We start from the raw sequence: 20,295 nt of genomic DNA on the forward strand, positions 1-20,295 counted from the left end.
CCTACAGCTCTTGCAGGCTCCGTCTGTAACCCTTTGTGAAACTTTGACTACACAATATTCGTTATGCCAGATCTGTAAAGCGATACAAAAAAAACTATCGCCCTGGTCAGAGACGCTCATCACTGGCTGAACCTTCGATGCCTCGGAAGCCACGCCCCAGCAAATACTGCTCGCGGGACCTGTCTCGCGAAGACAACGGCTTACGCATCTGCACTTTATCGAACAGCTTGCGAATGTCTTTGTGGTACTGATCGAAGCCTTCGCCCTGGAAAACCTTAATCAGAAAATCACCACCTGGACGTAAGACTCGTCCGGCCAGATCCAGTGCCAGTTCGCAGAGAAACATCGCCCGAGGCATGTCTACAGCTGCCAACCCACTCATATTGGGGGCCATATCTGAAATCACAAGGTCTACTTGCGTATTTCCGACGGCTTCAAGGATCTGCGCCAGCACCGCATCCTCGGTAAAGTCACCCTTGATAAAGGTCACATCCGGGATGCTGTCCATATCCAGAATATCGGAAGCGATGAGACGCCCCTGGCCGCCGATCAGACGGCTGGTCACCTGCGACCAGCCACCCGGGGCAGCCCCGAGGTCAATAACGGTCATGCCGGGACGAATCAAACGATCCCGCTCTTGAATCTCCAGCAGTTTGTAGCTGGCACGCGAACGATACCCATCTTTTTGCGCCATTTTGACGTATGGGTCGTTGAAATGCTCTTTAAGCCAGTTAAGGCTAGTCTTGGAACGGGCCACGGGCCACCTCAAAAAAATAAACGGGTCGTGATTAACTGGGCGGTCCCGGACTCGCTCGGGTAAACTGGCCGCCGCTTTTTACAAGATCAGACACAGGGGTCAGATTATGCCGCTCACTCAAGAGCAGAAGAAACAGTACAAATCCATTGGCCACCATCTGAAACCAGTATTGACTGTGGCTGATAATGGTTTGACTGAGGGTGTTTTAACCGAACTCGAACGCGCATTGGGCGATCACGAGCTGATTAAAATCAAAGTCAACATCCTGGATCGCGAATCCCGCCTGGAGGCCGTTGCAGAAATGTGCAAGACCGGCAAAGCGGAATTGGTACAGGTTATCGGTAAAATGGCGCTTCTGTACCGCAAGAACGTCAACGTTAACAAGCAACTGTCGAACATCCATCGTTTCAAGTGATGCCGACAAGGGTCAAGGGCGTGCCTGGCGCGCCCTGACACTCTTGCCTGAAACACGTAACAAGCAATAACTGCCCGCGCAACGCATCAGGCAGCCAGAGACGCCCAACGCCTACATCCCGCAACCAACAAATCCACGCGCAGCTTACTGCACACCTCTCGTACAACAACGATGCCAGCCCTGTTCGGGCCAGCACCGGAAACAATTCTGTGGCCATCATCAGCCAACCCGGCACTTCCGGGTCAGCCTTGAAGCAGTGTGCCCGCACGAAGCGGGCACCCTGAGTCAGATGTGGCGTACTTCAACGATCTCGTACTCAATGACGCCACCCGGCGTTTTCACCGCGACCACATCACCCTCTTCCTTGGCTATCAAGGCGCGAGCAAGCGGCGAACCTACGGAGATTTTTCCGAGTTTGAAGTCAGCCTCATCTTCTCCCACGATCTGATAGGTCACGCTTTCGTCTGTCTCGACGTTGGCGATCTCAACCGTAGTACCGAAAATCACCTTGCCGGTATGAGGGATAGTCGTCACATCAATAATCACCGCATTCTGCATACGGCCTTCGATGTCACGGATACGCGCCTCAACCATACCTTGCTGCTCGCGGGCAGCATGGTATTCAGCGTTTTCCTTCAGGTCGCCCAGCTCACGCGCAGTACCGATATCCTGGCTCAGCTTGGGACGGACAACCTTGGTCAGGTGTGCGTGCTCTTCTTCCAGGGCCTTCGCGCCCCGGACCGTCATTGGGTATTTGATCATGCCTTCAATCCTGCGTGTAGATCCTGCAAGCGACGTACGGTTTTTTCAGGACCGAATTTAAGCGCTTCGCAGATCGCTTCGCCAGCAGCAATGGTCGTGGTGCAGTAAATCTTGTGCTGCAGGGCGTTGCGGCGAATGGAGTAAGAGTCAGCAATCGACTGACGGCCTTCGGTCGTGTTGATGATCAGGGTGACTTCGTCATTCTTGATCATGTCGACAACGTGAGGGCGACCTTCGGTCACTTTGTTCACACGGCGCACTTTCAGGCCGGCAGCTTCGATGAACTTGGCAGTTCCAGCCGTCGAAACAATTTCAAAGCCCAGGCTGATCAGGTCACGGGCAACACCCGCCACCAACGGTTTATCATCATCGCGCACACTGATGAACGCGGTACCACCAGTTGGCAGCACTTCGCTGGCACCCATCTGGGCTTTAGCGAATGCCTCACCGAACGTGTCACCCACGCCCATCACTTCACCGGTCGACTTCATTTCCGGGCCGAGGATCGGGTCAACGCCCGGGAACTTGGCGAACGGGAAAACAGCTTCTTTTACGCTGTAGAAGTTAGGAATGATTTCTTTGGTGAAACCAATTTCCTTCAGCGTTTTACCTGCCATGACGCGCGCAGCGATCATCGCCAGGGAAACGCCAATGCACTTGGATACGAAAGGAACGGTACGCGAGGCACGCGGGTTCACTTCGATCACGTAGATATCTTCGCCTTGCAGGGCCAGTTGCACGTTCATCAGGCCTACTACGCCCAACTCCAGTGCCATTTTCTTGACCTGCTCACGCATCTCGTCCTGGATGTGCAGCGGCAACGAGTAAGGAGGCAGCGAGCACGCAGAGTCACCGGAGTGAACACCGGCTTGTTCGATATGCTGCATGATCGCGCCGATCACTACGTCAGTACCGTCGCAGACAGCATCAACGTCCATCTCGATTGCGCAGTTCAGGAAGTGATCCAGCAGCACCGGGCTGTCGTTGGAGACTTTCACTGCGTCACGCAGATAGCGCTTCAGCTCTTCTTCTTCGTAGACGATTTCCATCGCCCGACCGCCCAACACGTAGGAAGGACGAACTACAAGCGGGTAACCGATCTTGCCCGCAGCACGAATGGCTTCGTCTTCGCTGCGCACAGTAGCGTTTGGCGGCTGACGCAGGTTCAAACGCTCAACCATGTGCTGGAAGCGCTCACGGTCTTCTGCTCGGTCGATGGCATCCGGGCTGGTACCGATGATCGGTACGCCAGCTTCTTCCAGGGCACGCGCCAGTTTCAGCGGGGTTTGGCCGCCGTACTGGACGATCACGCCTTTTGGCTTCTCGACACGAACGATTTCGAGTACGTCTTCCAGTGTTACGGATTCAAAGTACAAGCGATCCGAGGTGTCGTAGTCGGTGGAAACCGTTTCCGGGTTGCAGTTGACCATGATGGTCTCGTAACCATCGGCACGCAGCGCCAGAGCGGCGTGAACGCAGCAATAGTCGAACTCGATACCTTGGCCGATACGGTTCGGGCCACCGCCCAGGATCATGATCTTGTCACGGTCCGAAGGATTGGCTTCGCACTCTTCCTCATAGGTCGAGTACATGTAAGCAGTGTCAGTGGCAAACTCGGCCGCGCAGGTATCAACGCGCTTGTAGACCGGGAACACTTCAAGCTTGTGACGATGACGGCGCAGGTTCTTCTCGCTCACACCCAGCAGCACGGCCAGACGCGCATCGGAGAAACCCTTGCGCTTTAGGCGATACATGGCGTCGCGATCAATCGAAGTCAGGGTCTGGGTCTTGATCTTCTCTTCATCCTTGATCAGATCTTCGATCTGTACCAGGAACCATGGATCGATCATGTTCATGCCGAAGATATCTTCAACGGTCATGCCTGCGCGGAACGCGTCAGCCACATACCAGATGCGCTCGGCACCCGGCACGGTCAGCTCGCGCTTGAGCACGGCCATGCTTTCCGGGTTGCTCAGGTCGAGCTTTGGATCAAGACCGCTGACGCCCACTTCGAGACCGCGCAGGGCTTTTTGCAGGGATTCCTGGAAAGTCCGGCCAATGGCCATGACTTCACCCACGGATTTCATCTGCGTGGTCAAGCGCGCATCCGCCTTGGCGAACTTCTCGAAAGCAAAGCGAGGCAGCTTGGTCACAACGTAGTCAATCGACGGTTCGAAGGACGCCGGAGTAGCACCACCGGTGATTTCGTTTTGCAATTCGTCGAGGGTGTAGCCAATCGCCAGTTTTGCCGCGATACGTGCAATCGGGAAGCCAGTGGCTTTCGAGGCCAGCGCCGAAGAGCGGGAAACGCGCGGGTTCATCTCGATGACGACCATACGGCCAGTATCCGGGCAGATGCCGAACTGAACGTTGGAGCCGCCGGTTTCGACGCCAATTTCACGCAGTACCGCCAACGAGGCGTTACGCATGATCTGGTATTCCTTATCCGTCAGGGTTTGTGCCGGAGCAACGGTAATCGAGTCACCGGTGTGCACGCCCATCGGATCAAAGTTTTCGATCGAGCAAACGATGATGCAGTTGTCCTTCTTATCGCGGACAACCTCCATTTCGTACTCTTTCCAGCCGATCAGCGATTCATCGATCAGCAGCTCTTTGGTTGGCGACAGATCCAGACCACGCGAGCAGATCTCTTCGAACTCTTCGCGGTTGTAAGCAATACCGCCACCCGTGCCGCCCATGGTGAACGACGGACGAATGATGCACGGAAAGCCCAGCTTTTCGAGGACCGCATTGGCCTCTTCCATGCTGTGGGCGATGCCGGAACGCGGGCAGTCAAGACCGATGGACTTCATGGCCTTGTCGAAACGCGAACGGTCTTCAGCCTTGTCGATGGTGTCGGCATTGGCACCGATCATTTCCACACCGAACTTCTCCAGAACGCCTTCGCGCTCCAGATCCAGGGCGCAGTTCAGCGCAGTCTGGCCGCCCATGGTTGGCAACAGCGCGTCCGGACGCTCTTTTTCGATGATCTTGGCAACGGTTTGCCACTTGATCGGCTCGATGTAGGTCGCGTCAGCCATGTCCGGGTCGGTCATGATGGTGGCCGGGTTGGAGTTAACCAGGATGACGCGGTAACCCTCCTCGCGCAGAGCCTTGCAGGCCTGGGCGCCGGAGTAGTCGAATTCGCACGCTTGGCCGATCACAATCGGGCCAGCGCCGAGAATCAGGATGCTTTTAATGTCTGTACGTTTTGGCATGGGTTTGTCACTCAAATCCGCAGGTCAGTCGGCAAGCCGTCGATCAGGTTCCTGAAACCCAGGGGGCCACCGGATTCCGGGGCCACCTCAGGGCTTCGCTACAACAAGGACGTGATCAGCGGCGCTTGGCCATCTCATTGATGAAACGATCGAACAGCGGTGCAACGTCGTTCGGGCCCGGGCTGGCTTCAGGGTGACCCTGGAAGCTGAAAGCACTCTTGTCGGTCAGTTCGATACCTTGCAGGGTACCGTCGAACAACGACTTGTGGATCGCACGCACATTGGCAGGCAAGGTCGCTTCATCAACCGCAAAACCGTGGTTCTGGCTGGTGATCATGACCACACCCGTATCCAGATCCTGAACCGGGTGGTTGGCACCGTGGTGACCATGACCCATTTTTACGGTCTTGGCGCCGGAGGCCAGAGCCAGCAACTGGTGACCCAGGCAGATACCGAACACAGGGATCTCGGTTTTGAGCACTTCCTGAATGGCGGTAATTGCATAGTCACAAGGCTCCGGATCGCCAGGACCGTTAGACAGGAACACGCCATCCGGATTGAGTGCCAGCACATCGCTGGCCGGGGTTTGTGCCGGCACAACGGTCACGCGGCAGCCACGCTCAACCAGCATGCGCAGGATGTTCCACTTCACGCCGTAGTCGTAAGCAACGACATGGTACGGAAGTTCAGACGCTTCGATCGTCGGATGGCTGTCAGTGGCCAGGTTCCAGACACTGGAGCGCCACTCATAGGCTTTCTCGGTGCTGACCACTTTGGCCAGATCCATGCCTTTCAGGCCCGGGAAGCCACGTGCTGCCGCGACGGCGGCCTCGTCGGAGATGTTGTCACCGGCCATGATGCAGCCATTCTGCGCACCCTTTTCACGCAGGATGCGGGTCAGGCGGCGCGTATCAATGCCTGCGATCGCGACGACATTGTTGGCTTTCAGGTAATCCGACAGCGACATCGTGTTGCGCCAGTTGCTGGCAACCAGCGGCAGATCACGAATAACCAAACCTGCGGACCAGACACGATCAGACTCGGCATCTTCCGGCGTAGTGCCAGTATTGCCAACATGCGGGTAAGTCAGGGTAACGATTTGCTGAGCATAGGAAGGATCGGTAAGGATTTCCTGGTAGCCGGTCATTGCGGTGTTAAACACCACCTCACCAACGGTCTGACCGTCGGCCCCAATGGCTTCGCCGCGAAAAATGCTGCCATCAGCAAGGGCGAGTATGGCTTGCTTAGTCAAGAAGACCTCCCGTAAATAAAGCCTGAAAGGGCGATCGCAGGTTGTAAAAAAGCGGAGTGACGTATGGACACGTCACCCCGCTTCTTCATCGAATTATCTGCGCGCTTTTAGTGGACACACTAAAGCTGTAGCTTACAGAAAAAGGCTTTTTTGGTCTACCGCTAAAGAGCCTAAAAGGCAGAGGAATGCGACAGAACATCGCTTAGCGGTTAAAAACGGGCTGCCTAGGTAGCAACAGCCCGATTTTACAGAGACAACTCAACGCAGGTCGAGCACATCTTGCATGTCATACAAACCAGGCTCACGCCCTTCCAGCCAAAGCGCAGCTCGAACAGCGCCCTTGGCAAAGGTCATGCGGCTGGATGCCTTGTGAGTGATTTCAAGACGCTCACCCTCTGCAGCAAACAGAACCGTATGATCCCCGACCACATCGCCTCCGCGAACAGTCGCGAAGCCGATCGTTTCGCGGTCGCGGGCGCCGGTATGGCCTTCCCGACCGTAGACCGCGACCTTTTGCAGGTCACGCCCCAACGCATCGGCAATGACTTCACCCATGCGCAGCGCCGTGCCTGAAGGGGCATCGATCTTGTGTCGGTGGTGAGCTTCGATAATCTCGATGTCCGCATCATCACCCATTACGCGGGCCGCCATGTCTAGCAGCTTCAGCGACAGATTCACGCCAACACTGAAGTTGGCCGCAAACACGATCGCAATGTCCTTGCCCGCCTCGGCCAGCAACTGCTTTTGGGCCGGACTCAGGCCCGTAGTACCAATCACCATGGCCTTGCCCGAGGCGCGACACATTGCCAGGTTTTTCAGCATCACCTCTGGCAGCGTGAAGTCGATCAGCACATCGAACTCTTCGACGACCGCCTCGAGGCTGGCAGACAACGGCACACCTACCCGACCGATTGCAGCCAGCTCACCGGCATCCGCGCCGATCAGCGAGCTGCCCGGACGAACGATGGCCGCCGTAAGACCGCACAGCGGCGAACGCTGCTGCACCGCATCGACCAACGCCTTGCCCATGCGCCCTGCAGCGCCCATCACAGCTATACGTCGCATGCCCTGCTCCTTACAGATCGCCGAAGAATCGCTTCACGCCTTCAAACCAGCCAGTGGCGTTAGGCGAGTGAGAGCTGTCGCCCTCCAGGGTTGAGCGGAACTCTTCCATCAGCTCACGCTGACGGCGGCTCAGTTTCACTGGCGTTTCGACCACGACACGGCACATCAAATCGCCCGCACCACCGCCACGCACCGGCGCGACACCCTTGCCACGCAAACGGAACTGCTTGCCGGTCTGGGTACCTTCCGGGACTTTCAGCTTGACCCGACCATCCAGGGTCGGCACTTCCAGCTCAGCGCCCAGCGAGGCATCAGCAAAGCTGATAGGCACTTCACAGAACAGGTGCTTGCCGTCGCGCTGGAAGATATCGTGCTCACGCACCTCAATCACTACGTACAGGTCACCCGTCGGCCCGCCTTGTACGCCTGCCTCACCCTCACCCGACAGACGAATGCGGTCGCCCGTATCAACGCCCGCCGGCACCTTGACGGAAAGAGTCTTGTATTCTTCTACACGACCGGCGCCATTGCAGCTGTCGCACGGATCGGAAATGACTTTGCCCTGCCCATGGCAACGCGGGCATGCCTGCTGCACAGAGAAGAATCCCTGCTGCATGCGCACCTGACCAATGCCGCCACAGGTTGTGCAGGTAACGGGCGAAGAGCCTTTCTTGGCGCCAGAACCGTCGCACGGCTTGCAATTAACCAGCGTCGGAACGCGGATATTGACCGTGGTACCCCGAACAGCCTCTTCCAGACTCAGGTCCAGCGTATAGCGCAAATCGCTGCCACGCTGAGCCCCGCCCCGGGAGCCGCCACGGCCACCGCCAAAGAAATCGCTGAACACGTCGCCGAAAATATCGGAGAAGTTCTGCCCGCCAAAACCGGCACCGCCGCCACCCATAGAGGGATCAACGCCAGCATGGCCATATTGATCGTAGGTCGAGCGCTTGCTGGAGTCCGACAGAACCTCGTAAGCCTCGTTAGCCTCTTTGAACAGCTCTTCCGAAGCCTTGTCATCCGGATTACGGTCCGGATGATGCTTCATTGCCAGACGACGATACGCTTTCTTTAACTCCACCTCAGTGCAGCTACGTTCGACACCCAATATTTCGTAATAATCGCGCTTTGCCATAATTCTTTGCACTCTCAAGGACGTTCGGCAAAACCCTCCCGAGCCTCGCCAAACCCGCCAGCCCCACTACAAATCAGGCCTGACTCACGTCTTTTTCAACGATATTGGTTTCTGTTAAACAGCCAATGCAGTGGCCGACAGGCGCGGTTATCTCAGGCCGGGCACAACAAAAGATCCGGGCCAAACCGCAAGCATTCGACCTTGTCGCATGCTGTAAAAATTCCTCTACTCCAGACACGCCAACGCGGGAGCAAGCTCCCGCGCGGCGACATCCTACCAGTCACCGCTCAAACACGGTCAACCGGCCGACAAACAAGCGTCTTACTTGTTGTCTTTTACTTCTTCGAACTCGGCGTCGACTACGTCGTCAGCCTTTTCAGCCGAATCAGCAGGCTTGGCCGCTGCGTCTGCCGGGTTCGCTTGCTCAGCGTACATTTTCTGTGCAACTGGAGCAGACACCTTGGACAGCTCTTCAACCTTGGCTTCGATAGCAGCCTTGTCGTCGCCTTTAACGGCCGCTTCAAGAGCAACCACTGCAGCTTCGATCGCCACTTTCTCGTCTTCGGTCACTTTATCGCCCGCATCGGCGATCATTTTACGCGTCGAGTGAACCAGTGCATCGCCCTGGTTACGCGCAGCTGCCAGCTCTTCGAACTTGCGGTCTTCCTCAGCGTTGACTTCAGCGTCACGAACCATCTGAGCAATTTCTTCTTCGGACAGACCCGAGTTAGCCTTGATCACGATGGACTGAGACTTGCCAGTCGCCTTGTCTTTTGCACTTACGTGCAGGATGCCGTTGGCATCGATATCGAAGGTCACTTCGATCTGAGGCACGCCACGTGGAGCTGGCGGGATGTCAGCCAGATCGAACTTGCCCAGCGATTTGTTCTGAGCAGCCTGCTTACGCTCACCCTGCAGCACGTGAATGGTCACAGCGCCCTGGTTGTCGTCAGCAGTCGAGAACACTTGCGATTTCTTGGTAGGAATCGTGGTGTTTTTCTCGATCAGGGCAGTCATCACGCCGCCCATGGTTTCGATACCCAGAGTCAGCGGGCTCACGTCCAGCAGCAGAACGTCTTTAACATCGCCAGCCAATACCGCGCCTTGGATAGCAGCACCCATTGCCACGGCTTCGTCAGGGTTCACGTCTTTACGTGCTTCCTTGCCGAAGAACTCGGTAACCAGCTTCTGTACCAGCGGCATACGAGTCTGACCACCGACCAGAATCACGTCGTTGATTGCACCTACGTCGATGCCGGCGTCTTTCAGAGCGATACGGCAAGGCTCGATGGTACGCTGAACCAGGTCTTCAACCAGCGATTCCAGCTTGGCGCGGGAAATCTTCACGTTCAAGTGCTTAGGACCCGTGGCATCTGCAGTGATGTACGGCAGGTTCACGTCGGTCGACTGACTCGAAGACAGTTCGATCTTGGCTTTTTCAGCGGCTTCTTTCAGACGCTGCATTGCCAGCGGGTCACCTTTCAGGTTCATGCCGCTTTCTTTCTTGAACTCGTCAACCAGGTAGTCGATCAGACGAATGTCAAAGTCTTCACCACCCAGGAACGTGTCACCGTTGGTCGCCAGCACTTCAAACTGGTGCTCGCCATCCACTTCGGCAATTTCAATGACCGATACGTCGAAAGTACCGCCACCCAAGTCATAAACGATGACAGTGTGGTCGCCTTTCGCTTTGTCCATACCGTAAGCCAGAGCGGCCGCGGTTGGTTCGTTGATGATGCGTTTTACGTCCAGACCCGCGATGCGGCCGGCGTCTTTGGTCGCCTGGCGCTGGCTATCGTTGAAGTAGGCCGGAACGGTGATCACCGCTTCAGTCACTGGCTCGCCGAGGTAGTCTTCGGCGGTCTTCTTCATTTTCTTCAGAATTTCAGCCGAGATTTGTGGCGGAGCCATTTTCTGGCCGTTCACTTCAACCCAAGCGTCGCCGTTGTCAGCCTTGGCGATCTTGTAAGGCACCATCTGGATGTCTTTCTGTACAACTTCTTCGTCAAAACGACGACCGATCAGACGCTTCACCGCGTACAGGGTGTTATGCGGATTGGTCACAGCCTGACGCTTGGCCGACTGGCCAACCAGAATTTCGCCATCGTTGGCGTACGCGATGATCGACGGCGTAGTACGCGCGCCTTCTGCGTTTTCGATAACTTTTGCTTTACCGTTTTCAAGAACCGAAACACACGAGTTGGTGGTCCCGAGGTCAATACCGATAATTCTGCCCATGTTAACTCTCCCGAAATTTGAATTTTGTTGCCGCAGCAGTAATGACTAACCTGCGGTAGCACTTAAACGCTTGACTTCTAAATGGGGGCCTTATGGCCGATTTCAAGCCTGCTCGTCAATCGTTGGCGAAACCGGCGCTGGCGCCTTGCTGACTACGACCATAGCCGGGCGCAGCAAGCGACCATTGAGCTGATAACCTTTTTGAAACACCTTGAGCACACTGTTTGGCTCCAGGTCAGCGCTTTCCTGCATTGCCATGGCTTGATGATGCTCGGCATTGAAGGGTTCGCCGTGCGGATCGATAGCTTCCATCTGATAGCGTTTCAGGGTGTCCTGGAACATTTTCAGGGTCAGTTCGATCCCTTCGCGCATAGGACGAATGTTTTCGTCATCCGGATTGGAGAGCTCAAGACCGCGCTCCAGGCTGTCGATGACCGGCAACAGATCGCCTGCAAACTTCTCCAGGGCAAACTTGTGTGCCTTTTCAACATCCTGCTCAGCTCGACGACGGACGTTCTGCAGATCGGCAGCTACGCGAAGAGCCTGATCATTAGCGGCTGCCAGCTGCTCTTCAAGCACCTGCACACGGGCTACCAGATCTTCACCTGCAACGTCGGCGGCCTGATTAGCGTCTTGGTTCTGCGTATCCATAGTCTGTTCGTCTGCCATAGATTTCTCCTTTCAAACTTTGTCCGCGAGCTCGACTCGCGCTTCTGCCAACGTATATGGGGTCGCAATTCCCAGGTTCAAGAGCCAAAAACACGAAGGCGCCAGTTTGCAGCCATCTCTTCCCGCCGCGAAAATTCAGAACGGCTTAAAAAACAGGAAATCGCAAGCAAATAGAACTAAGCCAGCCCATTGTCAGCAGGATTAAAAACACTGTATAAATAACCAGACATTACGTTTTGGAGCGGCCCCCATGCTGGTGCACTTGTCCGTACATAACTACGCCATCGTTGAACACCTCGATCTTGAACTCGATCGCGGGATGAGTGTAATCACTGGTGAAACAGGCGCCGGCAAATCGATCATGCTCGATGCATTGGGGCTGACCCTTGGGGACCGGGCCGACAGTGGCGTGGTGCGTCCGGGCGCCGAAAAGGCCGACATTCTCGCCACCTTCGACCTGCAAGACATACCTGAAGCCCGCGCCTGGCTGGCTGAGCGCGACCTCGAAAACGACGGCCCGTGCATTCTGCGCCGTGTCATCACCAGCGAAGGCCGGTCCCGCGGCTATATCAACGGCACGCCATGCCCCCAGGGCGACCTGAAAGCCCTGGGCGAGCTGCTGATTGATATCCACAGTCAGCATGAACATCAATCCCTGCTCAAGCCCGATACCCACCGCCGCCTGCTGGACGAATATGCCGGGGCAACGGATCTGGCCCGCCAGGTGCAATTGGCTGCACAACGCTGGCGCCAGACCCGACAGGAATTTGAACACCTGTCCAACTCGGGTGATGAGCAGCGTGCACGCCATCAATTGCTCAGCTATCAATTTGAAGAACTGGAAAACCTGGCGCTGGGCGAAAACGAGCTGGAAGAGCTCGAGCAGGAACACAAAAACCTGACCAATGCCGAAACCCTGCTGACCATCTGTCGCCAGGTGGTCGAACAATGCAGCGAAAACGATTCCGGCAACGTGCTCAATGCACTCACGGTGAGCCTGAACCGCCTTTCAAGCATCAATAACAACTCCGGTTCCTTGAGCGAAGCCACCGACCTGCTGGCCAGCGCCCAAATCCAGGTCGAAGAGGCCGTGGGTGAGCTCAATCGTTTTCTCGACCACTTTGATGCCGATCCCGGACGCCTGCTGTACCTCGAAGAACGGCTCGATGCCATTTATACCCTGGCGCGCAAACACCGCGTACAACCCTCCGACGTCGCCGCCCTGCAACAGAAACTGCTGGAAGAACTCGAAACCCTTAATGCCAATGATGAATCCATCGAGCGCCTGGGTAATGAGCTGGCCAGCTACACCCGCCACTACCAAGAGTGCGCACGCGAGCTCAGCAATCTGCGCACCCATGCCGCCACTCGCCTGGGAAGTGCGGTCGAAGAAGAAATTCAGCGTCTGGGCATGCCGGGAGGACGCTTTGTCATCGAACTGCGCCCCCATAACAGCAGCGATCCGACGCCTCACGGCCTGGAACACGTCGAACTGTTGGTGAGTGCCAACCCCGGACAGCCCCTCAAGGCTCTGGCAAAAGTCGCTTCAGGCGGTGAACTGTCACGTATAAGCTTGGCCATTCAGGTCATCACCGCACAAACCTCTCGCGTGCCTACTCTGGTATTTGACGAAGTGGACGTGGGAATTGGCGGGCCGACCGCCGAGATCGTAGGCCAACTGTTGCGCCGCCTTGGCGAACGGGGTCAGGTGCTGACCGTGACTCACTTGCCGCAGGTAGCTGCGCAATGCCACCAGCATTTGTTTGTCCACAAGGTGCGTGACAGCGACACCACGCGCACAGCCGTGTCGAAGCTGAGCAAAAAAGAACGCGTCGAAGAAGTCGCACGCATGCTCGGCGGCATTGACCTCACCAAAGAGTCGCTGGCTCACGCCAAAAAAATGGTGGTCACTGCCAAGAACGCCGCTTAACGACGAACGGTCAGAAAAAGCCGATATTCAGACGGCACGAAGGCGACTCTTGAGTCGCCTTCGATCGTTTCGCGAACCGAAATTCGCGCGACATGCTTATTTAACTTTCTTGCGCACGTACAACACGAGGTTGTGATCCACCAACTCTACGCCGTGCTTGGCAGCAATGGCGTGCTGCAGTTTTTCGATGTCTTCGTCGAAAAACTCGATCACTTCACCGCTGTCCACGTTGACCATATGGTCGTGGTGCCCACCGTCGGCATCTGCCAACTCGAAGACCGCATGACCGCCATCGAAATTATGACGAATCACCAGCCCGGCTGACTCAAACTGAGTCAGTACACGGTAAACCGTGGCCAGACCGACGTCCTCTCCAGCTTGCATAAGGGCCTTGTAAACATCCTCGGCACTCATGTGACGCTGCTCGGCAGAATCGAGCATCTGTAGAATTTTGACTCGTGGCAGAGTCACCTTAAGACCGGCTTTACGCAGTTCGCTATTTTCAACCATGGTTAGCTTTCTCGCGGAAGCTGCTTCGCAGCTCCTCTTAATACGGGTATGATCGGCGTTTACGTTGTCCCAGCCAAGATAGTGGAAGTCGCCCACCGATGCAAAACACCAAGCTCTTGCTAACCAGTTTCACCTTTGTGGGACTGCTCGCACTCGCCGGTTGTTCATTCCCCGGGGTTTACAAAATCGACATCCAACAGGGCAATGTCGTCACACAGGACATGATAAACCAGTTACGCCCGGGAATGACCCGTCGGCAAGTGCGGTTTATCATGGGCAACGCCCTGTTGACCGACACATTCCACCCAAATCGCTGGGATTACCTGTATAGCCTGCAGCCCGGCGGCGGTGAACGCCAACAAGAGCGCATGAGTGTGTTCTTCAATGAAAGCGATCAGCTCGTCAGCTTGTCAGGTGATTTCAAGCCTGGCGTGAGTCGCGATGAAGCGATTCTTGGTCAGGACGGTGCCACTAACGTGGTCACCCCTGAAGAAGCGCCGGCCGAGCCGAGCGAGGTTCCAGCCAAGCCTGGTTCTCTGCTGGATCAAATCCAGAAGGATGTCGACGGCGTCGAAGCCGTTCCAGTGCCGACACCCGAGCCTCTGGATACTTCCGAACAATAAGTGTTCGGCACAAAAAAGCCCGGCAAGCCGGGCTTTTTGTTGTCTGCCATTCAGTACTTCATGACTGATTCAATCGTTTGGCCTCGGCTGCTTTAGCAGCACGCAAGCGGCGAATCTCTTTGGGGTCAGCCAACAGCGGACGATAAATTTCGATCCGCTCGCCCGATTTAAGCACCCGGGCTTCAGGCTCGGTCACCTGCTTGCCAAAAATCCCCAACGGACAGGTCGCCAGATCAAGCTCGGGGAACTCGTCCCCTATACCAGACATACGCACTGCCGCCCGCACCGTCGTGCCTTCGGGCACGAGCAGAGCCATCAGCCGCTGACGATCGACCGCCGCATAGACCACTTCAATCTCAATCACCGGCTCAGCCATGTAACTGTTTGGCGCGCTGGCAAAATGCATCCACCAACGTATTGGCGGCCTGATTGAACAAGGGACCCAGGGTCGCTTTGACGAGCGCACCCGCGTAATCAAAGGTCATGTCCAAACTGATTTTGCAGGCTTTCTCGCCCAGCGGCTTGAACACCCAAAGGCCGTGCAGCTTGGTGAACGGACCTTCTTCAAGGTTCATTTCAATCGACTGCCCGGGCACCAGCGTATTACGGGTGACGAAGTGCTGGCTCAAGCCTCCCTTGGCCACCCCCAAACTGGCACGCATCAAAACCTCGGTGCTTTCCAGAACCTCGGCAGACGAGCACCACGGCAGAAACTCCGGATAACGCTCAACATCGTTAACCAGGTCATAGAGCGCCTGTGCCGGGTAAGGCAACAGCGCGGAGCGTTGAATATGTGTAGTCATGTCAGCGTTATTTCCACAGCTGGGCGGCAAACACAATCAGGATGCCGAGTGGCGCCACATAGCGCATCAAAAAAAGAGTCAGGGCGAACAAAACCGGGCTGCGCATCGACAATTCGTCGCGTACCGCACCACGCCCCATGATCCAGCCGGCGAAGACCACAAAGCACAGCCCGCCCAACGGCAACATGATACGCGAGGTTAAGAAATCGACGACACCAAAGAAATCCAGGCCGCTCGCAGCTCCCCACTGATACAGATGGAAGCCCGATTCTTCGCTCACAAAAAACTTGGCCTGCTTCCAGATGTTGAACGAGAACACCGTACCCAGCCCGACAAACCAGCAGCTGAAAGCCAGCCAGAAGGTGACCCACAGGCGCCTGACTTTGGTTCGCTCCACCAGATACGCAACCATGGGCTCAAGCAACGAAATGGCCGAGCTCCAGGCTGCCACCGCCACCAGGACAAAGAACACTACGCCCATCAACTGACCAAACGCCACGTTGCCAAAGGCAAACGGCAAGGTCACGAACATCAGGCCCGGCCCCTCGCTCGGGTTGAGCCCTGACGCGAACACAATTGGAAACAATGCCAGCCCGGCGAGCAATGAGACAAAGGTGTCAATCAACGCCACGCCCACCACGGTTCCTGAGATCGACGCATTTTTGGGCATATACGCGCCATAGATCATGATCGAGCCTACGCCCACACTCAGCGAAAAGAACGCATGGCCCATCGCTGCCAGCAAACCGTCGAGTACGCGATCCGGGTTGAAGTCGAACATGAAATGCACGCCTTCCATAAAGTGCCCCGTGGTCATGCTGTAACCCAGCAGCACCAGCAACAGCACAAACAGAATCGGCATCATGATCCGCAGACTGCGCTCAAGCCCTGCCACGACACCTTTTGCAATCACGTACGCGGACAGCAACATAAAGGCGGTATGCCAGAACGTCAGGCGCCAGGGGTTGGAAATGACATCGCTGAAGTACGCACCGACCTGGCCGGCTGTCGCACCTTCAAAGTCGCCCTTGCCCATATTGATGATGTAATCCAGCGACCAGCCGCCCACCACGCTGTAAAAAGACAGGATCAGCAATGCCGTAATCATCCCGGCAAATGCGCCCCACGACCAACGCCCCGAGTGCCCCGCTTCAACTGCCAGCACCTTCAAGGCATTGGCCGGACTAAGCCGCGCCCGTCGCCCGATCAGGGTTTCAGCCAGCATGACAGGAACACCGATCAGCGCGATGCACGCCAAAAAAACCAACACAAAAGCGCCGCCACCATAGACGCCAACCATGTAAGGGAATTTCCAGATACTGCCCAAACCCACGGCAGATCCGGTCGCAGCGAGAATAAAGACCCAACGGCTTGCCCAACTGCCGTGGACAGAAACCTTGTCTGTCGACATCGTTACTACGCCCAACCGATCAAAAAAGAGCGCGCATTGTCCGGGATTCACCCTATGTGCTCAAGCACGCAGTCCTTAGCACTCAATCACGCAGGATGCCCGTAGCCGACACGCGCGCAACTGCCTATAATGCCGGCCCTATGGCTAAACAGAAGAAACACCCCACAGGGACCATCGCGCAGAACAAAAAAGCGCGACACGATTACTTCATCGAACATCGGTTCGAGGCTGGTCTGGTCCTGGCCGGCTGGGAAGTAAAAAGTCTGCGTGCAGGCAAGGCACAGCTGGTCGACAGCTATGTGCTGCTCAAAGATGGTGAAGCATGGTTGCTCGGCAGCCATATTGCGCCTCTGACGACCGCCAGCACCCACGTTATCGCCGACCCGACGCGCAGCCGCAAACTGCTGCTTAACCAGCGCGAGCTGGAAAAGCTGTTTGCTTCAGTGCAGCAGAAGGGTTACGCCTGCGTCTGCCTCTCCCTTTACTGGAGCAAGCACTTGATCAAGTGCGAAATTGCCCTGGGTAAAGGCAAGAAGGAATACGACAAGCGTCATACCGAGCGCGAGCGCGACTCCGATCGCGAGTTGCAGCGTGCGGTGCGCAACAAGGGCAAGGAAGACTAGCTCTTCTCAAGCCTTCTGCAGGGGCGAGCGTGCTCGCTCCTGCAGGCGCACGCCCTCACAACCCGTTGCGCCGCTCGGCCCGCGCCATGCGCTGTACTTCCTGACGCACCTCCTCCAGCACTTCCTGCACATACAGAATATGCCGACTGGAGATCTCCCGGGCATCGTCTGCCCGCCCCTCGATAATCGCCAGATACAACTCACGGTGCTGACCGATCAACATGTCGCGCGTTTCACTGCGCTGCTGGTACATGCCACCGATGTTGGTCACGACGTTACGCTTCAACAGGTCAAATAACCCACGAATCGTGTGCAGCAACACGGCGTTATGACTCGCCTCGGCAATGGCCAGATGGAAATTTGCATCCGCCTCGCCCTCTTCTGCCCGGCTCACTTCATCGACCCGGGTGTAACAGTCCTGAAGCTGTTCAAAAGCCACCCGCAAGCGATCCCGGTCCATCTCCGTTGCCCGCGATGCCGCGTAAAAGGCGCATGACGCCTCAAGGGTATGGCGAAACTCAAGTAAATCGCGTTGTGCCTCCGGGTTGCTCTCCAGCAATTGCAGCAGCGGGTCACTGAACGTCGAGCCCAGTGATGTGGCGACATAGTTACCACCGCCCTGGCGGCTGACCAGCAAGCCTTTGGCTGACAATTTTTGAATCGCTTCGCGCAACGATGGCCGCGACACCCCGAATTGTTCAGCCAGCGCACGTTCAGCCGGAAGACGTTCACCCGACTTCAGCGTGCCCTCGAGAATCATGCCCTCAAGCCGCTCGACAATATCGTCAGACAAACGGCGCTGACGAATTTGATCAAACCCCATAACTGCTCTCCATCATCCCGACCATGCGCCGGGCCTTCTATTCTCGCCGATTGGCGTCGCCCTCACACCTGTCAGTCGCGCTCCCCAAGACCGAATCAGATGCCCGGCAACGAACACTCGACCAAAGATTTAGGGGCGGCAAATTGACACATAGCACATAAGGCTTTTAACCTAGCCAACAGCGCTTGTAAATTGGTATTACCAATTAACCAACATGCTACGCTGCAACGACCAATAACAATTAGGGGCCACCCCATATGCAAACCTGGCAACAGCTCTATAATCCGCTTGGCAGTCTCGGTCTGTCCGCACTCGCCGCCGTTATCCCGATTGTGTTTTTCTTTATGGCCTTGGCCGTGTTCCGCCTCAAAGGACACGTCGCTGGCAGCATTACGCTTGCCCTGTCGATTCTGGTGGCCATTTTCGCCTTCCAGATGCCTGTCGACATGGCCTTCGCAGCAGCGGGCTATGGATTTGCCTACGGCCTTTGGCCGATTGCATGGATCATCGTTGCCGCGGTGTTCCTCTACAAACTGACCGTTAAGAGCGGCCAGTTCGAAATCATCCGCAGCTCCGTACTGTCGATCACTGACGACCAACGCCTGCAAGTGCTGCTGATCGGCTTCTGCTTCGGCGCGTTCCTTGAAGGCGCTGCCGGTTTCGGTGCGCCGGTCGCCATTACCGCTGCCCTGTTGGTAGGCCTGGGTTTCAACCCCCTGTACGCCGCCGGGTTGTGCCTGATTGCCAACACCGCCCCCGTGGCCTTTGGCGCGCTGGGCATTCCGATCATCGTCGCCGGCCAGGTCACGGGGATCGACGCGTTCAAGATCGGCGCCATGGCCGGCCGTCAATTGCCGCTGCTGTCGCTGTTCGTGCCGTTCTGGCTGGTGTTCATGATGGACGGCCTGCGTGGCGTGCGCGAAACCTGGCCAGCCGCCCTGGTGGCGGGCCTGAGTTTCGCCGTGACCCAGTACTTCACCTCGAACTACATTGGCCCGGAGCTGCCGGATATTACTTCGGCCCTTGCATCCCTGATCAGCCTGACACTGTTCCTGAAAGTCTGGCAGCCTAAACGCACCGCAGGCGCGCAGATTGCGGGTGTCAGCTCTGACGTAGCCGTTACCGCCAGCGTCGGTGGTTTCGGCAAGCCAAGCAACCTGATGGCTTCGCCTTACTCCTTGCTGCAAATCCTCAAAGCCTGGTCGCCATTCCTGATCCTGACCGTGCTGGTTACCATCTGGACCCTGAAACCGTTCAAAGCCATGTTCTCGCCGGGCGGTTCGATGTACGGCTGGGTGTTCAACTTTGCGATCCCGCACTTAGATCAACTGGTGGTCAAGGTCGCGCCGATCGTGAATAGCCCGACCGCCATTGCGGCCGTGTTCAAACTTGACCCGATTTCAGCCACAGGCACAGCGATCTTCTTCTCTGCGCTCATCTCGATGCTGGTTCTGAAAATCAACATCAAGACTGGTCTGACCACTTTGAAAGAGACCTTTTTTGAACTGCGCTGGCCAATCCTGTCCATCGGTATGGTGCTGGCCTTTGCCTTCGTGACCAACTACTCAGGCATGTCCTCGACCATGGCACTGGTCCTGGCAGGCACGGGGGCGGCATTCCCGTTCTTCTCGCCGTTCCTCGGCTGGCTGGGCGTATTCCTGACCGGTTCCGACACCTCGTCCAACGCACTGTTCAGCTCGCTGCAGGCCACCACTGCACACCAGATCGGTGTTAGCGACACCTTGATGGTGGCCGCGAACACCAGCGGCGGCGTGACCGGCAAAATGATTTCCCCGCAGTCCATTGCCGTTGCCTGTGCCGCCACCGGCCTGGTGGGCAAAGAGTCCGACCTGTTCCGCTTTACCCTGAAACACAGTCTGTTCTTCGCCACGATCGTCGGCCTGATCACTCTGGCTCAGGCGTATTGGTTCACCGGCATGCTGGTGCATTAATAAATAGCGCTATGGTTACAGCACGTTAAGGGCGCCGGACTCAACGTCGGCGCCAGCCATTCAATACCCGGTCTGCCCCTGCGGCTAAAGCGATAAGCCATCGCTGGGG

The 20,295-nt window shown here is 56.6% G+C and carries 18 protein-coding genes; 5 read left to right on the forward strand and 13 right to left on the reverse strand.

Annotated features, from left to right (window positions below):
* Positions 1-106: 106 nt before the first annotated feature.
* Entirely contained in the window at positions 107-757 is a 651-nt protein-coding gene (gene rlmE / locus DQN55_RS18830; protein WP_048383672.1) for a 23S rRNA (uridine(2552)-2'-O)-methyltransferase RlmE, read from the reverse strand.
* Between the two features lie 106 nt (positions 758-863).
* On the opposite strand from rlmE, the gene yhbY reads away from it, so the two are divergent.
* A complete protein-coding gene (yhbY, locus tag DQN55_RS18835) occupies positions 864-1,172 on the forward strand; it encodes a ribosome assembly RNA-binding protein YhbY (protein WP_048383662.1) in 309 nt (102 codons plus the stop codon).
* A 285-nt stretch (positions 1,173-1,457) separates the two neighbouring features.
* Here the strand turns inward: yhbY and greA are convergent, their stop codons facing one another.
* The 7 genes from greA to grpE all read right to left on the reverse strand — a co-directional run bounded on the left by greA (position 1,458) and on the right by grpE (position 11,511).
* Positions 1,458-1,934: a transcription elongation factor GreA gene (gene greA, locus DQN55_RS18840; protein ID WP_048383653.1), complete on the reverse strand. Its 477-nt coding sequence runs from the start codon at positions 1,932-1,934 to the stop codon at positions 1,458-1,460.
* On the reverse strand, positions 1,931-5,152 hold the full coding sequence (carB, locus tag DQN55_RS18845) for a carbamoyl-phosphate synthase large subunit (RefSeq protein ID WP_048383642.1): 3,222 nt from the start codon (positions 5,150-5,152) through the stop codon (positions 1,931-1,933). The genes greA and carB overlap by 4 nt, the downstream gene beginning before the upstream one ends.
* A 115-nt stretch (positions 5,153-5,267) precedes the next feature.
* On the reverse strand, positions 5,268-6,404 hold the full coding sequence (carA, locus tag DQN55_RS18850; RefSeq protein ID WP_048383640.1) for a glutamine-hydrolyzing carbamoyl-phosphate synthase small subunit: 1,137 nt from the start codon (positions 6,402-6,404) through the stop codon (positions 5,268-5,270).
* A gap of 258 nt (positions 6,405-6,662) precedes the next feature.
* Positions 6,663-7,469 carry a 4-hydroxy-tetrahydrodipicolinate reductase gene (dapB, locus tag DQN55_RS18855; RefSeq protein WP_048383638.1) on the reverse strand — a complete coding sequence of 269 codons (807 nt, stop codon included), beginning with the start codon at positions 7,467-7,469 and terminating at the stop codon, positions 6,663-6,665.
* A 10-nt stretch (positions 7,470-7,479) separates the two neighbouring features.
* Entirely contained in the window at positions 7,480-8,604 is a 1,125-nt protein-coding gene (dnaJ, locus tag DQN55_RS18860; protein WP_048383627.1) for a molecular chaperone DnaJ, read from the reverse strand.
* Positions 8,605-8,925: 321 nt separating this feature from the next.
* Positions 8,926-10,842, reverse strand: a complete 1,917-nt coding sequence (gene dnaK / locus DQN55_RS18865; protein ID WP_048383625.1) for a molecular chaperone DnaK — start codon at positions 10,840-10,842, stop codon at positions 8,926-8,928.
* Between the two features lie 102 nt (positions 10,843-10,944).
* Positions 10,945-11,511 (reverse strand): nucleotide exchange factor GrpE, encoded by a 567-nt coding sequence (grpE, locus tag DQN55_RS18870; RefSeq protein WP_048383623.1) that lies wholly within the window; start codon positions 11,509-11,511, stop codon positions 10,945-10,947.
* 250 nt (positions 11,512-11,761) lie between these two features.
* Between grpE and recN the strand changes: the two genes are divergently transcribed.
* Complete coding sequence (recN, locus tag DQN55_RS18875; RefSeq protein ID WP_048383621.1) at positions 11,762-13,441, forward strand: DNA repair protein RecN; 1,680 nt, start codon at positions 11,762-11,764, stop codon at positions 13,439-13,441.
* Between the two features lie 96 nt (positions 13,442-13,537).
* On the opposite strand, the gene fur is transcribed toward recN, so the two are convergent.
* On the reverse strand, positions 13,538-13,951 hold the full coding sequence (fur, locus tag DQN55_RS18880) for a ferric iron uptake transcriptional regulator (protein ID WP_048362124.1): 414 nt from the start codon (positions 13,949-13,951) through the stop codon (positions 13,538-13,540).
* Positions 13,952-14,049: 98 nt separating this feature from the next.
* Between fur and DQN55_RS18885 the strand changes: the two genes are divergently transcribed.
* The gene (locus DQN55_RS18885; protein WP_048383619.1) at positions 14,050-14,574 is read left to right on the forward strand and encodes an outer membrane protein assembly factor BamE; all 525 of its coding nucleotides are present in this window, start codon (positions 14,050-14,052) and stop codon (positions 14,572-14,574) included.
* A 58-nt stretch (positions 14,575-14,632) separates the two neighbouring features.
* Here DQN55_RS18885 and DQN55_RS18890 read toward each other — a convergent pair whose 3' ends face one another.
* From DQN55_RS18890 to DQN55_RS18900, 3 genes are read right to left on the reverse strand one after another with little or no spacing between them, the layout of a single operon-like run.
* Complete coding sequence (locus DQN55_RS18890; RefSeq protein WP_048383617.1) at positions 14,633-14,950, reverse strand: RnfH family protein; 318 nt, start codon at positions 14,948-14,950, stop codon at positions 14,633-14,635.
* The gene (locus DQN55_RS18895) at positions 14,943-15,377 is read right to left on the reverse strand and encodes a type II toxin-antitoxin system RatA family toxin (RefSeq protein WP_048383615.1); all 435 of its coding nucleotides are present in this window, start codon (positions 15,375-15,377) and stop codon (positions 14,943-14,945) included. The genes DQN55_RS18890 and DQN55_RS18895 overlap by 8 nt, the downstream gene beginning before the upstream one ends.
* Before the next feature lie 7 nt (positions 15,378-15,384).
* Positions 15,385-16,788, reverse strand: coding sequence for a sodium-dependent transporter (locus DQN55_RS18900; protein ID WP_048383613.1), 1,404 nt, complete (start codon positions 16,786-16,788; stop codon positions 15,385-15,387).
* A 140-nt stretch (positions 16,789-16,928) separates the two neighbouring features.
* Between DQN55_RS18900 and smpB the strand changes: the two genes are divergently transcribed.
* Positions 16,929-17,411: an SsrA-binding protein SmpB gene (gene smpB / locus DQN55_RS18905; RefSeq protein ID WP_048383611.1), complete on the forward strand. Its 483-nt coding sequence runs from the start codon at positions 16,929-16,931 to the stop codon at positions 17,409-17,411.
* Positions 17,412-17,466: 55 nt separating this feature from the next.
* Here the strand turns inward: smpB and DQN55_RS18910 are convergent, their stop codons facing one another.
* The gene (locus tag DQN55_RS18910; protein WP_048383610.1) at positions 17,467-18,234 is read right to left on the reverse strand and encodes a GntR family transcriptional regulator; all 768 of its coding nucleotides are present in this window, start codon (positions 18,232-18,234) and stop codon (positions 17,467-17,469) included.
* A gap of 257 nt (positions 18,235-18,491) precedes the next feature.
* Here DQN55_RS18910 and DQN55_RS18915 point away from each other — a divergent pair, with 257 nt between their 5' ends.
* On the forward strand, positions 18,492-20,186 hold the full coding sequence (locus DQN55_RS18915; RefSeq protein ID WP_048383608.1) for a lactate permease LctP family transporter: 1,695 nt from the start codon (positions 18,492-18,494) through the stop codon (positions 20,184-20,186).
* Positions 20,187-20,295: the final 109 nt, after the last annotated feature.

Origin of the sequence: Pseudomonas taetrolens (genome assembly GCF_900475285.1) — a bacterium.
Taxonomy (GTDB): domain Bacteria; phylum Pseudomonadota; class Gammaproteobacteria; order Pseudomonadales; family Pseudomonadaceae; genus Aquipseudomonas; species Aquipseudomonas taetrolens.

What these genes read in the sequence shown, in the direction of transcription:
- yhbY (WP_048383662.1), top strand. Translation starts at nt 864, where the DNA reads ATGCCGCTCACTCAAGAGCAGAAGAAACAGTACAAATCCATTGGCCAC.
- greA (WP_048383653.1), bottom strand. Translation starts at nt 1,934, where the DNA reads ATGATCAAATACCCAATGACGGTCCGGGGCGCGAAGGCCCTGGAAGAA.
- carB (WP_048383642.1), bottom strand. Translation starts at nt 5,152, where the DNA reads ATGCCAAAACGTACAGACATTAAAAGCATCCTGATTCTCGGCGCTGGC.
- dapB (WP_048383638.1), bottom strand. Translation starts at nt 7,469, where the DNA reads ATGCGACGTATAGCTGTGATGGGCGCTGCAGGGCGCATGGGCAAGGCG.
- dnaJ (WP_048383627.1), bottom strand. Translation starts at nt 8,604, where the DNA reads ATGGCAAAGCGCGATTATTACGAAATATTGGGTGTCGAACGTAGCTGC.
- dnaK (WP_048383625.1), bottom strand. Translation starts at nt 10,842, where the DNA reads ATGGGCAGAATTATCGGTATTGACCTCGGGACCACCAACTCGTGTGTT.
- grpE (WP_048383623.1), bottom strand. Translation starts at nt 11,511, where the DNA reads ATGGCAGACGAACAGACTATGGATACGCAGAACCAAGACGCTAATCAG.
- recN (WP_048383621.1), top strand. Translation starts at nt 11,762, where the DNA reads ATGCTGGTGCACTTGTCCGTACATAACTACGCCATCGTTGAACACCTC.
- fur (WP_048362124.1), bottom strand. Translation starts at nt 13,951, where the DNA reads ATGGTTGAAAATAGCGAACTGCGTAAAGCCGGTCTTAAGGTGACTCTG.
- DQN55_RS18885 (WP_048383619.1), top strand. Translation starts at nt 14,050, where the DNA reads ATGCAAAACACCAAGCTCTTGCTAACCAGTTTCACCTTTGTGGGACTG.
- DQN55_RS18890 (WP_048383617.1), bottom strand. Translation starts at nt 14,950, where the DNA reads ATGGCTGAGCCGGTGATTGAGATTGAAGTGGTCTATGCGGCGGTCGAT.
- DQN55_RS18895 (WP_048383615.1), bottom strand. Translation starts at nt 15,377, where the DNA reads ATGACTACACATATTCAACGCTCCGCGCTGTTGCCTTACCCGGCACAG.
- DQN55_RS18900 (WP_048383613.1), bottom strand. Translation starts at nt 16,788, where the DNA reads ATGTCGACAGACAAGGTTTCTGTCCACGGCAGTTGGGCAAGCCGTTGG.
- smpB (WP_048383611.1), top strand. Translation starts at nt 16,929, where the DNA reads ATGGCTAAACAGAAGAAACACCCCACAGGGACCATCGCGCAGAACAAA.
- DQN55_RS18910 (WP_048383610.1), bottom strand. Translation starts at nt 18,234, where the DNA reads ATGGGGTTTGATCAAATTCGTCAGCGCCGTTTGTCTGACGATATTGTC.
- DQN55_RS18915 (WP_048383608.1), top strand. Translation starts at nt 18,492, where the DNA reads ATGCAAACCTGGCAACAGCTCTATAATCCGCTTGGCAGTCTCGGTCTG.